Raw genomic sequence first — 14434 nt, 5'->3', positions numbered from 1 at the left:
CGGACCGCGCGGCCGACGGCCAAGAGGGGCGGGTCCGGCTCAGCGCAGCCGGATCACGTTCCAGGACAGCGGTTCCAGGGCGGCGGTGAGCCTGCCCTCGCTCAGGGCCGTGCCGTCCACCGGGTGGGGGACGACCCGCTCGGGCTCGGCGAGCGTGTTGCGGGCGTCGGGGTCGGCGTCCGCGAGGGCGCTGTGCTCGACGACCTCCGTCAGTTCCAGGCCGCCGAGGGCGACCTCCAGCGGGAGGGCCTCGGTGCGGGAACGGTTGACGGCGAAGACGGTCACCGAGCCGTCCTCGGCGCGTACGGCGGTGGCGTGCAGCAGGTCGGCCTCGCCGTACTTGGCGGTCTCGTAGGCCGGCGAGTCCACGCGCACGTCGAGCACCTCGCCGCGGCCGTACTTCGAGGCCTGGGAGAAGGGGAAGAAGGTCGTCTGGCGCCAGGCCGGGCCGCCCGGCTCGGTCATGATCGGGGCGATGACGTTGACGAGCTGGGCGAGGCAGGCGACGGTGACGCGGTCGGCGTGCCGCAGCAGGGCGATCAGCAGTGAGCCGAAGACGACCGCGTCCATGACGCTGTAGTTGTCCTCCAGCAGGCGCGGCGCCTCCGGCCAGTCCAGGGCGCTCACCTGGGCCTCGGTCCGGCTCATGTACCAGACGTTCCACTCGTCGAAGGAGAGGTTGATCCGCTTCTTCGACTTGAGGCGGGCGCCGACGTGGTCGCAGGTGGCGACGACGTTCTCGATGAACGACTCCATGTCGACGGCGGAGGCGAGGAAGGAGTCGACGTCGCCGTCGTGCGGCTCGTAGTAGGCGTGCAGGGAGATGTTGTGGTCGACCAGGTCGTAGGTCTCCTCCAGGACGGTCGCCTCCCAGGCGGCGAAGGTGTCCATCGCCTGGCTCGACGACCCGCAGGCGACCAGTTCGACGTCCGGGTCGATCTGGCGCATGGCGCGGGCGGTCTCGGCGGCGAGGCGGCCGTACTCCTCGGCGGTCTTGTGGCCGGTCTGCCAGGGGCCGTCCATCTCGTTGCCGAGGCACCAGAGCCGGATGCCGAAGGGGTCCTTGTCGCCGTGCTCGGCGCGCAGGTCGGACAGGGCCGTGCCGGCGGGGTGGTTGGCGTACTCCTGGAGTTCCAGGGCCTCCGCCACGCCCCGGGTGCCGAGGTTGACGGCCAGCATGGGCTCGGCCTGGGGGCCGATCTTCTTCAGGAAGGCGATGTACTCGGAGAGGCCGAAGCGGTTGGTCTCGGTGGAGCGCCAGGCGAGGTCGAGACGGCGCGGGCGGTCCTCCACCGGGCCGACGGAGTCCTCCCACTTGTAGCCGGAGACGAAGTTGCCGCCGGGGTAGCGGACGGCGGTGACGCCGAGTTCCCGGACCAGCTCCAGCACGTCCTGGCGCAGGCCCTCGGCGTCCGCGGTGGAGTGGCCGGGTTCGAAGACGCCGGTGTACACACAGCGTCCGAGGTGTTCGACGAAGGAGCCGAAGAGGCGGGGGTTGACGGCGCCGACGGTGAAGGCGGGGTCGAGGGTGAAGCGGGCGGTGCGCATCTTTTCCTTTCGGGGGGTGACGTGTCCTCGTACGGGGCTCGCTACGGGGCTCTCTACTGGCCGGCCAGGCCCGTGTGGGCCACGCCCGCCACGATCTGGCGCTGGAAGAAGACGAAGACGACGATCAGCGGCAGGCCGGCCATCAGGCCGCCGGCCATGAGCTGGGCCCACTGGATGCCGTAGGAGTTCATGACGGTCGCGATGCCGTTCGGCATGGTCATCAGGTCGGGGTTGTTGGTGACCATGTAGGGCCACAGGAAGTTGTTCCAGGAGCTGATGAAGGTGAAGATGCCGACCGCCGCGAGCGAGGGGCGCGACAGCGGCACGATGATCGTGAAGAAGACGCGCCAGCGGCCCGCGCCGTCGATGAAGGCGGCCTCCTCCAGCTCGCGCGGGATGCCCTGGAAGAACTTGTAGAGGATGTAGACCATCGCGGCGGGCGCGCACTGCGGCAGGATCATGCCCCAGTAGGTGTCGACCATCCCCATCTGCTGGACGCTGGTGAACAGCGGGACGCCGAGCACGGCCGGGGAGACCATGAGGCCGGTCATCACCAGGCCCATCAGGACGCCCTTGCCCCGGAACTCGGTGCGGGCGAAACCGTATCCGGCGAGCGCGGCGACCAGCAGCACGATCGCCGTCACGCACACGGACACGACCAGCGAGTTGACGAACCAGTTGGTGATGTTGCCGGTCTCGAAGAGGGCCTTCCATGCCTGGCCGGTCCAGTCCCGGGGCAGCCAGTGCGTGGGCACCTCGACCGCCTCGGTCTCCGACTTGAGCGAGGTGAACAGGGCCCAGGCCAGCGGGGCGAGGAACACCGCGGCGACGGCGGTGCCCAGCAGGGTGAGCACGATCTGGGCGGGCGTCCAGGCCCTGCGCGGCCTGGTGGTCCGGGTCGTCTGCGCCGCGGCGGTGGTCATCGGCCGCCCTCCTCACGGTTGCGCAGCAGCCACATCCGGGCGAGGGCGACGGCCGCGATGAGCACGAAGAAGATGATGGAGATCGCGGAGGCGTAGCCCACGCGGTAGCTGGTGAAGCCCTGTTCGAGTGTGTACTGCACGAAGGTGCGGGTCGAGTCCTCCGGGCCCGGCCCGAAGTCCTGCATCACGACGGCCTGGTCGAAGACCTGGAGGGAGGCGAGGATCTGGAGGGCGACGACGAGGCCGGTGATGTTGCGCAGCATCGGCAGCGTGATGTGGACCGTGCGGTGCCAGGCGTTGGCGCCGTCGAGCTTGGCGGCCTCGTAGAGGTGGGCGGGGATGCCCTGGAGCGCGGCGAGGTAGAGCAGGAAGCTGAAGCCGACGGTCCACCACAGGGTGGTGATGACGACCGCCAGCATGGCGTACGACTTGTCGGTCAGCCACGGTGTGTCGAGGCCGAAGACGTGGTTCACCATGCCGGTGCCGGGGTTGAACAGCCACTGCCACAGGTTGGCGGCGACGGTGGACGGCAGCAGGAACGGCAGGAAGAAGCACAGCCGCCACAGCCACTTGCCGCGCTCGATGTGGTGGGCCAGCATCGCGAGGAGGAAGGCGAGGACCGTGATGCAGGGCACGACGAGCAGCGTGAAGTACGCGCTGTGGCCGAGCGCGTCCCACATCAGCGGGTCCTTCAGCGCCTCGCGGTAGTTGTCGAGGCCGACGAAGCCCGCGTCGTCGCCGGAGATGTTGGCGTCGGTGAAGCTGAGGTAGAGGCCGCGCAGCAGCGGCCAGACCACGAAGAGCGCGAACAGGGCGAGGAACGGGGCGACGAACCAGCCGCCGTGCTGGAATCCCTGCCGTCGCCGCAGGCCTGCGCTGTCGGCGGCGGTCCTCGCGCGGGCCGGGCGGACGATCGTCTCGGCGCTGGTGGTGGTCATGCGCCGGCACCTCCCTGTGCGGCGGTGCGGCCGTCCATGGGGTTCCTCATGGCGAGCAGTTCGGTGAGCGTGCCCTTCATCCGGCGGGCGGCGGCCTCGGGCTTCGCGGAGCCCGTCGTCGAGGAGACGACGACCGGGCCGACCCGCTGGGCGAGGATGCCGGTGGACCCGGCGAACCACACCTTGGGCTCGGTGGCCTGGTGGTCCATGGCCGAGACGTACTCGTTCTGGGGCTGGAGCTTTTGGTACGCGGCCGTGGACAGGGTCGGGGTGTAGGCGGGGATGTGCCCGCCGGCCGCCCACTGCCGGGCGTGTTTGACGACGTAGGCGGCGAGCCGGTGCGCGCCCTCGTTGGTGGTGCCCCCGCGGCCCGCCTGGTGCGGCAGGACGAAGGAGTGGGACTCGGCGTGGGTGGCCCGCTCGCCGAAGACGGGCGGCAGCGGGGTGGCGCCGTAGTCGAGCTTCGCGGCGTCGAAGACCGGCACGGACCAGTTGCCCTCCCAGGCGAAGGGGGAGCCGTTGACGAACTGCTCGGCGCCCGCGTTGCCGCCGAAGGAGGGGTTGGCGTAGCCGTCGGCGACGTGCTTGCGCAGGAACTCCAGGACCCGCACGGCCTTGTCGGTGTCGAAGGTGACCTCGGTGTTGGCCCGGTTGAACCAGGTGCCGCCGAGCTGGGTGTAGAAGGCGACGAAGAACCACCACTGGAAGTTCTGGTCGTTGTGCCACAGGCCGATGGTCTGCAGCCCCTTCGCGGTGGCCTTCCTGGCCTCCTTCAGCACGTCGAACCACTCGTCGGTGGAGGTGACGGGGACCATCCGGCCGTCCTCGCCGAGCAGGCCCGCCTTCTTCAGCACGTCCTTGCGGTAGAAGCAGAGCTGGACGTGGACGTCGAGCGGCAGCGCGTAGAGCTTGCCGTCGATGACGGCGCGCTTCCACAGCTCGGGATTGAAGTCCTTTTCGCGCACGCCGTACTTGGCGAGCAGAGCCGGGTCCCAGGCGTCGAGGAGGCGGCCGGGCGAGAAGCCGGTGACGCGGCCGAGGTGCATGACGCCGAGGTCGGGCGCGCGGTTGCCGGCGGCGGCCATGGCGAGCTTGGTGTAGAAGGGGCTGCCCCACTGGAGGGTGGAGTCCTTCACGTCGATGCCGGGGTTGTCCTTACGGAAGGAGTCCAGCATCGCGATCATGTTGTAGCCGTCGCCGCCACTGAAGAGGTTCCAGTAGCGGACCCGGGTGTCGGCCCCGGAGGCGAGTGCGTCGGCGCCGGTGCCGAGCGCCGCGAAGCCGAAGCTGCCCGCGACCGTCAGCCCGCCGGCCGCGGCCAGAAAGTGCCTGCGATTCAGGCCAGGTCGTCCCATGCCCTGCCCCATCTGTCGTCATTCGGGAGTCGTCGTTCGGTATTTCGGATGCTGCTCGTAACTTCGAACGGGAAACGTAGGTGGGAAGCGCTTGCCCGTCAATGGTTCGGGCAGGATCGGGCCGCACTTCGCGGGAAGGCGGGGACGTGACGAGGGCTCCGTCTCGGCCACCCGGCGAACGACGGGTCCCCGGAACTGGCCGGGAGGCCGCGCGTCTTGGCATATTGCAGGGGTGACCGACGGACGGCCGGGGGGACGAGGAGACAGCGGTGCGGACCAGGAAGGAGATGCGTCGTCTCGCTGACGCCCTCATCGACCCCATCCAGGTGGCCGTGCCGGCGGACCCCGAGGTGCTGTTCGAGGCGCTCGTCGCCTCCGTCAGCGCGTGGCGGGGACGGGAGGTCGTCGTGCACCGGGCGGCGTTCCCGCCGCACACCGCGAGTGGACTGTGGCTGGAGCGCGAGAGCCACGACGACGTGGTGGTGGACGAACGCGCTGCCGTCTGGCACCAGATCGTGATCCTCTGCCACGAGGTGTGGCACATGAGCCGCCGTCAGGCCGAGGACAGCGCCCAGGCCGACGACCTGGCGGGCGACCGTCGTCGGCCGGTGGCCGCGCGCACCGACTTCTCCCTGGCCGAGGAACAGGAGGCGGACCGCTTCGGCATGCTGATGGGCAGCCGGCTGCGCACCTGGCTGGACGCCTCCACCGACTCGGTGTTCGCCGCGGAGGGCGGCGGCCCGGACAGCCCGCAGAGCCTCGCCGGCCGCATCGGGGCCGCGCTCAACTACCGCGGGACGGCCAGATGAACAGCCTGATCAACTACCCGAGTTGCGGAGCCCTCTGGCTCGGCCTCGCGGTACGGGCCCCCGACCTGCTGCGGCACCGGCACGATCCGTATCTGCGGGCCCTGTGCGCGGTGCTGGGACTGGCCGGGCTCTGCTTCCTGCTCGGAGCACCGCCGACGGTCGGAGCCGTCAACCGGCTGAGCGGCGTGCCCAACCTCGCGGCCCCGCTCACCTACGCGGCGATCACCGGTTACTGCGCCGCCTCCCAGGTCCTGGTCGTCCACTGGCGCGGCGGACCCGGGGTCCGCCGCACCGCCCGCCGGTGGACGCTCGCCTACGCCGCCGTGGTCCTCGGCATCGCGGTGACCTTCGCGCTCGGCGACGCGCCCGTGGAGCGCCGCACCGATCTGGACACCTACTACGCGACGACCCCGTTCATCGCCCAGATGATCGTGCTGTACCTGGTCGCGCACCTGACCGCGGTGACCGTCACGGCGGTGTCCGCGCTGCGCTGGGCCCGGCAGGTGCGCGGCGGGCTGCGGGCGGGCCTGACACTGCTCGGTGCCGGTTCGCTGTGCGGGGCCGGCTACAGCGTCACCAAGCTCGTCGCGGTGAGCGCCCGCTGGTCCGGGCACGACTGGCCGGTGCTCGGCACCACGGTCTCCCCGGCCGCCGCCGGCCTCGGCGCCCTGCTGGTGGTCGTCGGGGTGCTGGTGCCGCTGGTGACGCCGCGGGTGGCCGAGTGGCGTCGGGCGGGGCGCGCGTACGCCCGGCTCCGGCCGTTGGAGCGAGCCCTGGACGACCTGCTCGTCCGCCGGGCGCTGCGGCTGCCGCGCCCGCGGTTCGCCTCGCCCGTCACCCTCCTGATGTGGCGCCGGACGAGCATCCACAACGCACTCGGTCACCTGGACGCGTACGGCGACCGGGACCTGTACGACCGCACCCGCGCCGACACGCTGGCGGCGACGGGCGATCCCGAACTGGCCGGGGCCAGTGCCTGGGCCGCGGTGATCCTCGACGCGCTGCGGCGCGAGGCCGACCCCGGGCCATGGCCGCCGCCCGCCGCCGGCGCCGGTCGCCCCCCGGCCCCGTCGCCGGACCCGGCGACCCTCGCGAGGATCGCCGACGTGCTCGCCGGTGCCGTGCCCGTACCGGCCGCGTCCGCCGTGCCGAGCGGTACGACGACGGCGGGCACCGCGTGACGGCCGGCGGCTTCACCGACGGTGACACGGGCGGCCGCGCGGGCACCCGGCACGGCCGGGACGCTCGAGTCCCGCACGAGAGGAGTGGTCGGACGTGAGTCTCGTCGTCTACCTGGCGGCAGTGGTGTTCGGCATGACCTCCGTCCTGCTCTTCCGCCGCCCGCGCACCGCCATGAGCAATCCGCTGACCCTGTCCACGTGCGTGGCGATCGTCCTCGGTGCCCTGGTCTTCGTGTGCGCCGCCCCGGCCACCCTCGGCACCGTCAACGCACTCACCGGCGTCACCAACTTCGGGGCCCCGCTGACCTACGGCATGCTCTCCGCGTACAGCTGCGCGGTGCTGGTGCTGCTGATCAACTGGCGGGGCGGCCCCCGGCCGGTGGTGCGGCGCGCGGTGATCCGCAGCATGGCCGCCTACGGTCTGCTGGTGGCCGCCATCGTCGTGCTGTTCCTGCTCGCCGACGCGGACACCGAGCGGCTGACCGACCTCGACACGTACTACGCGGGGACCCCGTTCATGCGGGAGATGATCCTGCTGTACCTGCTCGGACACAGCGCGGCGATGCTGGTGATGTGCGTCGTCTGCGTCAAGTGGAGCCGTGAGGTGGACGGCCTGCTGCGGGCCGGGCTGCGGCTCATCCTGCTCGGCGCGCTGCTGGACCTGGTGGGGTTCCAGCTCACCAAGTACACGGCCGTGGCGGCCCGGTGGGCGGGCCACGACCTGGACTTCCTGTCCACCACGGTGGCCCCGCCGATGGCGTCGCTGGCGGCACTGGTGTGTTCGGTGGGCTTCGCCCTGCCCCGGCTGCTGCCGTCCGTGCTCGCCCACTGGCGGGGACTGGACGACTACCGGCGGCTGGGTCCGCTGTGGTCGCTGGTGAAGTCGGCGTCCACAGCCCCCAGGCAGCCGTCCGCCTGGTGGCAGCTCCCCCGGGCCCGGCTCCAGTGGCGTGAGGTCTCCATCCACGACGCCCTGCTCACCCTGGCCCCGTACTTCGACCACCGGGTCCGGGAACGGGCGCGGGACGCCGCCCTGGGGGCCGGCCACTCCCCCCATGAGGCCCGGCTGGCGGCGGAGGCGGTGATGCTCGCCGACGCGGCGCGCCGGGCCGCCGCCCACGAGGAACCGCCCGACGCCGGCGGGTCCTACCGGCTGCACGCCACCGAGGTGCCCGGCCCGAGCGGGCTGGTGGAACTGTCCCAGGCACTGCACCGCCCGCCCGGCCCGGCGACCGCGCCCGGCGGCACCGGCCCGTCTTCCCTGACCGGAACCCTGACCGAACCCGAGGAGCCCCATGTCGCGTAGAGCAGTCGTCGTCGGTGCCGGACTGGCCGGGATGCTGGCCGCAGCCGTACTGGCCGACGCGGGCGTGGAGGAGGTCGTCGTACTGGAGCGCGACGAACTGCCCGACGGTCCCCGTCAGCGCCGCGGGCTGCCCCAGGGGCGGCACGCGCACCTGCTCATGACCGGCGGGCTGACCGCGATGGAGGAGCTCGTGCCGGGCGTCGGCCTGCGCAAACGGCTGCTCGCCGCCGGGGCCCACGAGATATCCCTCAGCTCGGGCATGCTGGCCCGCACCCCCGAGGGCTGGCTGCGCCGGTGGCGTCGCGAGGGGCCCGTCATGCTCACCTGCACCCGGGCGCTGGTGGACTGGACGGTACGGGCCGCGGTGCTCGAAGACACGCGGGTCGAGGTCCGCCGGGCGGCCGCGGTCGGGCTGACCGGGTCCGCGGGGCGGGTGCGGGGCGTGCGGGTCTCGGGGCCGGACGGGGAGGCGGACCTGGACGCCGACCTGGTCGTCGACGCCGGCGGACGCGGCACACGGATCGTCACCTGGCTGGCAGGGCTCGGGCTGTCCGGCGTCCGGACGCGGACCGTGGACTCGGGGCTGGTCAACGCCTCGCGCATGTACCGGGTACCGGCCGGGGCGGAGCGGTTCCCGCTGACGATCGTGCAGGCCGATCCGTACGTGTCCCGGCCGGGCCGGAGCGCCATGGTCATGCCGGTCGAAGGGGACCGCTGGCTGGTCAGCTGCGGCGGCACGCGCGGCGGTGAACCGCCCGCCGATCCCGAGGGCTTCCTGCGGTACACGCTCGACCTGCCGGACCCGATCGTCGGCCGGCTGATCTCCGGCGCCGAACCGCTCACCGACGTGCACCTGAGCCGGTCCACCAGCAATGTGCGGCACTACCTGGACAAGGCGCCGCACTGGCCGGAGGGCCTGGTGGTCCTCGGCGACGCGCTCGGCACCTTCAACCCGGCCTACGGGCAGGGCATGTCGGTGGCGGCGTTCGGCGCCCGCGTCCTGGGCCGGGAGCTGGAACGGGCCGGAGATCTCGGCACGCCCGGCCTGGCCCGGCGGGTACTGCGGGGCGCGGCACGCCCGGTGGACGCGGCCTGGGCCATGGCCGTCGGGCAGGACGTCCTCTACCCCGGCACGCGCGGCGGGCGCCCGGGGATCGCCGACCGGGCGGTGACGGCGTACACGCGGCGCATGACGAGGGCGGCGACCGGCAACTTCGCGGCGGCCTCGGCGATCTGGGACGTCACCAGCATGCGCACCCCGCCGACCCGCATGTTCCACCCGTCGGCGCTCCTGGCCGCCCTCGCCGGCCCCCCGCTCCCCGTGCTCACCGGCCCGCCGCTGACCCCCGGCGAGCGCGAGGTACTCGCCGGACTCGACCGCACGGGGGTGTGAGCGGCCGGTCCCGCGACCGGCCCCCAGCGTCCGCGTGACGGACGACCCCGGCCGTGGGAGCGTCGCGCACCCGGCGAAGCTCGCGCCCGGGCGCGGCACCATGGCGCTGCCGTCCCGCGGCACGGTGTGCACGCGCACCGGCGTGCCGTGACACCCGCGCCGGTCGGAAGCGGGAACACCGGCGGGCCGCCGCCGCGCCGGGCCGGGCCGGGCGCCCGGGGGCGGCCGCCGCGGTTCGTCACGGCCGGCCGGCGGCGCCCCTCACCCCGCGAAGGCCGGCTGCGCCACCCCCCGGCCCGCGCCCGGCACCACCAGCAGCGAGCCCGCCAGGGGGTGCGGGGCCGGCAGGCCGACGCGGGCCGTGGTGAGGTACAGGTCGGTGAGGTCCGGGCCGCCGAAGGCGCAGGCCGTGACCCGGGGGACAGGGAGGGCGACCACCCGGTCCAGGTCGCCGGACGGGGTGTAGCGGCGTACCGCGCCGCCGTCCCACAGGGCGACCCACACACAGCCGTCGGCGTCGACGCACAGCCCGTCGGGGAAGCCCGCGCCGTCCTCGATCACGGCCAGCGGACGGCGGTTCGCGATCCGGCCTTCGGCCGTGACGTCGAAGACGTCGACGCGGCGGGTCGGGGTGTCGGCGTAGTACATCAGCGTGCCGTCGGGGCTCCAGCCGGTGCCGTTGCTCACCGTCACGTCGTCGAGGACGGTCTCGGCGCCGCCGTCGCCGGTGAACCGGGTCAGCGTGCCCCCGCCCGGTGCCTCGTCGTAGCGCATCGTGCCCGCCCACAGGCTGCCGTCGGGGGCGACGGCGGCGTCGTTGCCGCGGCGGCCGGGGACGGGCTCCCGGTGCAGCCAGCGGAAGGTGTCGTCCGGGTCGAGCAGGCCGATCCCGTCCCGCAGGTTGAGGACCAGGCCGCCGCCCGCGCGGGGCTTGACGGCGCCGACGTGCTGGTCGGTGCGGCGCAGCGTGCGCCGGCCGGTGGCCGGGTCAAAGGTGTGGACGCGGGAGTTCAGGATGTCCAGCCACAGCAGGCGGCCCGTCGCCGGGTCCCAGGTGGGGCCCTCGCCGAGGGACGCCGCCGCGTGGACGGCCACGTCGAAGGCCGTGCCGGTCGCCGTCATGCCGCGCTCCGGTGGCCGAGCCGCTCGGAGAGGTCCGCGGCGCCCTTGACGGCGAGCTGCTCCAGTTCGGCGCGGCGCTCCTCACTCCAGCGGATCATGGGCACGGAGATCGACAGCGCGGCGACGACGCGGCCGGTGCGGTCGCGGACCGGGGCGGCCACACAGGAGACGTCCGGGTTGGACTCCCGGCTCTCCACGGCGGTGCCGCGCTCGCGGATCGCGGCCAGGGCCTCGCGCAGGGCGGCCGGGTCGGTGATGCTGTTCGGCGTCATCGCGGTCAGCTCGGCGCCGTCCGGGAAGCGCGCGGCGACCTCCGGCTCGGGCAGGGAGGCCAGCAGCATCTTGCCGACGGACGTGCAGTGCGCGGGCAGCCGGCGCCCGGCCGCGGAGACCATGCGCACCGCGTGCGTGGAGTCGACCTTGGCGATGTAGATGACGTCGGTGTCCTCCAGGATCGCCACGTGCACCGTCTCGTCGCAGGTCTCGGCGACGGTCCGGGCGACCTGCTGGCCCTCCGCGGCGAGGTCGAGGTGCTCGGCGTAGCGGGCGCCGAGCTGGTACGGACGCACGCCGAGCCGGTACCGTCCGGACTGCCCGGGGACCGGGACGATGTACTTGCGGGCGGCGAGCGTGGTGACCAGCTCGTGCACGGTGGTGCGCGGCAGCTGGAGCCTGCGCACGATGTCGGGGGCGGAGAGCGTGCCGTCCCCGTCGAGGAAGAGCTCCAGTATGTCGAGAGCCCGGGTCACGGCCGGCACGAGACGACCCATGTCAGCCCCCTCCCTAGATATGTTCGAGATTTCAACAGGCGATCGGAATAGCGAACACAGGCTACTCATATCGCGTTTGCCTGGGCAATGGGCCGGCGGGAGCCCGGGTCCGCCCCCATACCCCCCATGGTCCGCCTCGTCCGCGATGATGGCTGCCATGCCGACCGGAAAGCAGCCCGCAGGACCGTTCACCCCGCGCGACTTCCAGCTGGTCCTGCTGCGCCGCATGGCCGACCACAACCCCGGCCCGGTGGAGGACGCCCGCCGCGAGCTGGGCGCGTCGGTCGCGCAGATGCGCGAGGCCAACCGGCGCTGGCAGGCGATGCTCCGCTCCCCCCGGTCCCGCTCGGCCGCCGCCCGTTACCGCTCCGTGCTGGGGGAGCCGGAGTCGGTGGCCGCCCGCCGGATCGGCGACCTGGAGTGCGAGGCCAGGCAGTGGGTGCTGCCCCTGTGGCCGGACCTGCGCTTCGAGGTGCTGGTCGCGGACAAGGGCGTGGTCTGGAACGAGTGGCTGGTCCGCGCGCCGGGCGCGAGCGGGCCCGAGCTGCGCACGCTGGACGACCTCACGCCCTGGTCGTGCACGGTCGACGAGGCGGCCCGCGCCTTCGCCCCCGCCCGGCCGCTCCAGGGCTCGGCCCCGACCCGGTGGGGGCTGGCCTTCGCCGCCCCGGACCGGGACGGCCTACGGCACGAGGTGGTCGCGGAGTTCACCTGGGGGCTGTTGCAGCGCACCGCGGTCGGCGGGTGAGACGGGCCCCGCGGGGGAGCGTCAGCGTTCGCCCTCCGGGTCCCAGTCCAGCAGGCGGACCTTGGCAACCGTACGGACGTGGCGGCGCATCGCGGTGGCGGCCTGCCGGGGCTGCCGGTCGGCCACCGCGTCCAGGATCGCCCGGTGCTGGGCCAGGGAGCGGCCGGGACGGCCGGGCTGGCGCAGGGACTCGGTGCGGCTCTCGGCGATCTGGTGGGCGATGGAGCGCATGAACTCGGCGAGCAGGCTGCTGTGCGCCGCCGCCGTCACCGCCGCGTGGAACAGCCGGTCCCCCTCGACGCCGTGCCCGCCCCCGTCGATCTCCTCGGCCATCACGGCCAGCGCGGACCGCATGGCGGCGAGGTCGTCCTCCGTGCGGCGCTCGGCGGCCAGTTCGGCGAGCTTGGTCTCCAGGGCCTCGCGGGCCTCCAGGACGTCCGGGAGGCGCCGGCGGCGTTCCACCATCTTCTCGACCGGTTCGACGTCGAGGCTGTCCCGGACCAGATAGGTCCCGCCGCCGTGCCGCGCCTCCACCAGGCCCTGGACCTCCAGGACCACGATCGCCTGCTTCACCGAGGCGCGGCTGACACCGAGGCGCTGGGCGAGGTCCCGCTCGGGCGGAAGCCGGTCGCCGGCCCGCAGGCCGCCGTCGGTGACGTACTGGCGCAGCCGCTCCAGCACCTGTTCGTACAGGCGCTGCTTGGTCATGGGACGCAGGGCGTCGGTCATGAGGTCCCCCCTCTCGCCGGGAGCGTAGCACCGGGGCCGACGGTGGCCTGGTGGCCGAGTGGCTGAGCCAATTATTGCGCGACCCCTTGACGTGGCCGGGGGCCGGGCCCACGCTGACCAGCCAACCGCACTGTTCAAGTGGCTCAGCCACTCGGCCACTCGTCCCCAGCCCGGCCACCCCGGCAGTCACCCGCCCGAACAACCAGGTCAGCACTCGGGAGCCCCCGCATGTCCCCCGAACTCATCTCGATCCTCGTCCTCGTCGTGGTGTTCGTCATCGCCACCACCCGCTCCGTCAACATGGGCGCGCTCGCCTTCGCCGCCGCGTTCGGGGTGGGCACGCTCGTCGCCGACCTCGACGCGGACGGCATCTTCGCCGGTTTCCCCGGTGACCTGTTCGTCGTCCTCGTCGGCGTCACCTACCTGTTCGCCATCGCCCGGGCCAACGGCACCACCGACTGGCTGGTGCACGCGGCCGTCCGGCTGGTGAGGGGCCGTCTCGCGCTGATCCCGTGGGTGATGTTCGCGCTCACCGGCGCGCTCACGGCGATCGGCGCGGTCAGCCCGGCCGCGGTCGCGATCGTCGCGCCGATCGCCCTGAGCTTCGCCACCCGGTACTCGATCAGCCCGCTGCTCATGGGCACGATGGTGGTGCACGGCGCGCAGGCCGGCGGCTTCTCTCCGATCAGCATCTACGGCTCGATCGTCAACGGCATCGTGGAGCGGGAGAAGCTCCCCGGCAGCGAGATCGGCCTCTTCCTCGCCTCCCTGGTCGCCAACCTCCTCATCGCGGCCGTGCTGTTCGCGGTGCTCGGCGGGCGGAAGCTGTGGGCGCGCGGGGCGGTGCCGCCCGAGGACGGCGGCACCGCCGCCGGCGAGGGTGCGGAACCCACCGGCGCGGGCACCGGGACCGGCACCGGAAAGGACGCGGGCACCGGCGGCGCCGCCCCCGCCGCCGTGGCCGTCCGGCCCGACCGGGCGACCGGCGGCCCCGAAGACACCGGCCTGCGTCTCACCCCCTCCCGGATCGCCACCCTCGTCGCCCTGGTCGCCCTGGTCGTGGCCGTCCTCGGCTTCGACCTGGACGCCGGTCTGACCGCGGTCACCCTGGCCGTCGTACTGAGCACCGCCTGGCCGGACGACAGCCGCCGCGCCGTCGGCGAGATCGCCTGGTCCACGGTGCTGCTGATCTGCGGTGTCCTCACCTACGTCGGCGTGCTGGAGGAGATGGGCACCATCGCCTGGGCCGGTGAGGGCGTCGGCGGCATCGGCGTGCCGCTGCTGGCCGCCGTGCTGCTCTGCTACATCGGCGCCATCGTGTCGGCCTTCGCCTCCTCCGTGGGCATCATGGGCGCGCTGATCCCGCTGGCGGTGCCCTTCCTCGCGCAGGGCGAGATCGGGGCGGCCGGCATGGTGGCGGCGCTGGCGGTGTCGGCGACGGTGGTGGACGTCAGCCCGTTCTCGACGAACGGCGCGCTGGTGCTGGCCGCCGCCCCGGACGTGGACCGGGAGCGCTTCTTCCGGCAGTTGATGGTCTACGGGGGGATCGTGGTGGCCGCCGTGCCGGCGCTGGCGTGGCTCGTACTGGTCGTGCCCGGATTCGGGTAGGCCC

At 73.2% G+C, this 14434-nt stretch carries 13 protein-coding genes; 6 read left to right on the top strand and 7 right to left on the bottom strand.

Annotated features, from left to right (window positions below):
• Positions 1–39: 39 nt before the first annotated feature.
• Genes arfA through ACZ6IM_RS03295 form a run of 4 tightly spaced genes read right to left on the bottom strand, consistent with a single transcriptional unit; the run spans position 40 to position 4764 of the window.
• Positions 40–1548, bottom strand: coding sequence for an arabinosylfuranosidase ArfA (arfA, locus tag ACZ6IM_RS03310; protein ID WP_469554014.1), 1509 nt, complete (start codon positions 1546–1548; stop codon positions 40–42).
• A gap of 53 nt (positions 1549–1601) precedes the next feature.
• Positions 1602–2471, bottom strand: coding sequence for a carbohydrate ABC transporter permease (locus tag ACZ6IM_RS03305; protein WP_052842401.1), 870 nt, complete (start codon positions 2469–2471; stop codon positions 1602–1604).
• A complete protein-coding gene (locus ACZ6IM_RS03300; protein WP_052842402.1) occupies positions 2468–3409 on the bottom strand; it encodes a carbohydrate ABC transporter permease in 942 nt (313 codons plus the stop codon). The genes ACZ6IM_RS03305 and ACZ6IM_RS03300 overlap by 4 nt, the downstream gene beginning before the upstream one ends.
• On the bottom strand, positions 3406–4764 hold the full coding sequence (locus ACZ6IM_RS03295; RefSeq protein ID WP_469554012.1) for an extracellular solute-binding protein: 1359 nt from the start codon (positions 4762–4764) through the stop codon (positions 3406–3408). The genes ACZ6IM_RS03300 and ACZ6IM_RS03295 overlap by 4 nt, the downstream gene beginning before the upstream one ends.
• 269 nt (positions 4765–5033) lie before the next feature.
• Between ACZ6IM_RS03295 and ACZ6IM_RS03290 the strand changes: the two genes are divergently transcribed.
• The 4 genes from ACZ6IM_RS03290 (at position 5034) to ACZ6IM_RS03275 (ending at position 9453) form a co-directional block, all read left to right on the top strand.
• A complete protein-coding gene (locus ACZ6IM_RS03290; protein WP_052842403.1) occupies positions 5034–5573 on the top strand; it encodes a hypothetical protein in 540 nt (179 codons plus the stop codon).
• Positions 5570–6754 (top strand): MAB_1171c family putative transporter, encoded by a 1185-nt coding sequence (locus ACZ6IM_RS03285; RefSeq protein ID WP_052842404.1) that lies wholly within the window; start codon positions 5570–5572, stop codon positions 6752–6754. The genes ACZ6IM_RS03290 and ACZ6IM_RS03285 overlap by 4 nt, the downstream gene beginning before the upstream one ends.
• Positions 6755–6848: 94 nt before the next feature.
• The gene (locus ACZ6IM_RS03280; RefSeq protein ID WP_052842405.1) at positions 6849–8060 is read left to right on the top strand and encodes an MAB_1171c family putative transporter; all 1212 of its coding nucleotides are present in this window, start codon (positions 6849–6851) and stop codon (positions 8058–8060) included.
• Positions 8050–9453 carry an FAD-dependent monooxygenase gene (locus tag ACZ6IM_RS03275; protein WP_469554009.1) on the top strand — a complete coding sequence of 468 codons (1404 nt, stop codon included), beginning with the start codon at positions 8050–8052 and terminating at the stop codon, positions 9451–9453. The genes ACZ6IM_RS03280 and ACZ6IM_RS03275 overlap by 11 nt, the downstream gene beginning before the upstream one ends.
• Before the next feature lie 261 nt (positions 9454–9714).
• Here the strand turns inward: ACZ6IM_RS03275 and ACZ6IM_RS03270 are convergent, their stop codons facing one another.
• Together ACZ6IM_RS03270 and ACZ6IM_RS03265 are read right to left on the bottom strand one after the other, a co-directional pair.
• Positions 9715–10575: an SMP-30/gluconolactonase/LRE family protein gene (locus ACZ6IM_RS03270; RefSeq protein ID WP_469554008.1), complete on the bottom strand. Its 861-nt coding sequence runs from the start codon at positions 10573–10575 to the stop codon at positions 9715–9717.
• The gene (locus ACZ6IM_RS03265; protein WP_052842408.1) at positions 10572–11345 is read right to left on the bottom strand and encodes an IclR family transcriptional regulator; all 774 of its coding nucleotides are present in this window, start codon (positions 11343–11345) and stop codon (positions 10572–10574) included. Before ACZ6IM_RS03265 ends, ACZ6IM_RS03270 begins: the two co-directional genes overlap by 4 nt.
• A gap of 145 nt (positions 11346–11490) precedes the next feature.
• Here ACZ6IM_RS03265 and ACZ6IM_RS03260 point away from each other — a divergent pair, with 145 nt between their 5' ends.
• The gene (locus tag ACZ6IM_RS03260; protein WP_469554006.1) at positions 11491–12093 is read left to right on the top strand and encodes a hypothetical protein; all 603 of its coding nucleotides are present in this window, start codon (positions 11491–11493) and stop codon (positions 12091–12093) included.
• Positions 12094–12114: 21 nt separating this feature from the next.
• On the opposite strand, the gene ACZ6IM_RS03255 is transcribed toward ACZ6IM_RS03260, so the two are convergent.
• Positions 12115–12822, bottom strand: a complete 708-nt coding sequence (locus ACZ6IM_RS03255; RefSeq protein ID WP_052842410.1) for a FadR/GntR family transcriptional regulator — start codon at positions 12820–12822, stop codon at positions 12115–12117.
• Between the two features lie 228 nt (positions 12823–13050).
• On the opposite strand from ACZ6IM_RS03255, the gene ACZ6IM_RS03250 reads away from it, so the two are divergent.
• On the top strand, positions 13051–14430 hold the full coding sequence (locus ACZ6IM_RS03250) for an SLC13 family permease (RefSeq protein ID WP_052842411.1): 1380 nt from the start codon (positions 13051–13053) through the stop codon (positions 14428–14430).
• Positions 14431–14434 lie beyond the last annotated feature (4 nt).

The organism is Streptomyces sp. NPDC042336 (assembly GCF_055581985.1).
The sequence above is the reverse complement of the archived record's forward strand: the minus strand, read 5'-3'. Positions and strand labels throughout refer to the sequence as shown.

What these genes read in the sequence shown, in the direction of transcription:
- arfA (WP_469554014.1), bottom strand. Translation starts at nt 1,548, where the DNA reads ATGCGCACCGCCCGCTTCACCCTCGACCCCGCCTTCACCGTCGGCGCC.
- ACZ6IM_RS03305 (WP_052842401.1), bottom strand. Translation starts at nt 2,471, where the DNA reads ATGACCACCGCCGCGGCGCAGACGACCCGGACCACCAGGCCGCGCAGG.
- ACZ6IM_RS03300 (WP_052842402.1), bottom strand. Translation starts at nt 3,409, where the DNA reads ATGACCACCACCAGCGCCGAGACGATCGTCCGCCCGGCCCGCGCGAGG.
- ACZ6IM_RS03295 (WP_469554012.1), bottom strand. Translation starts at nt 4,764, where the DNA reads ATGGGACGACCTGGCCTGAATCGCAGGCACTTTCTGGCCGCGGCCGGC.
- ACZ6IM_RS03285 (WP_052842404.1), top strand. Translation starts at nt 5,570, where the DNA reads ATGAACAGCCTGATCAACTACCCGAGTTGCGGAGCCCTCTGGCTCGGC.
- ACZ6IM_RS03275 (WP_469554009.1), top strand. Translation starts at nt 8,050, where the DNA reads ATGTCGCGTAGAGCAGTCGTCGTCGGTGCCGGACTGGCCGGGATGCTG.
- ACZ6IM_RS03270 (WP_469554008.1), bottom strand. Translation starts at nt 10,575, where the DNA reads ATGACGGCGACCGGCACGGCCTTCGACGTGGCCGTCCACGCGGCGGCG.
- ACZ6IM_RS03265 (WP_052842408.1), bottom strand. Translation starts at nt 11,345, where the DNA reads ATGGGTCGTCTCGTGCCGGCCGTGACCCGGGCTCTCGACATACTGGAG.
- ACZ6IM_RS03260 (WP_469554006.1), top strand. Translation starts at nt 11,491, where the DNA reads ATGATGGCTGCCATGCCGACCGGAAAGCAGCCCGCAGGACCGTTCACC.
- ACZ6IM_RS03255 (WP_052842410.1), bottom strand. Translation starts at nt 12,822, where the DNA reads ATGACCGACGCCCTGCGTCCCATGACCAAGCAGCGCCTGTACGAACAG.
- ACZ6IM_RS03250 (WP_052842411.1), top strand. Translation starts at nt 13,051, where the DNA reads ATGTCCCCCGAACTCATCTCGATCCTCGTCCTCGTCGTGGTGTTCGTC.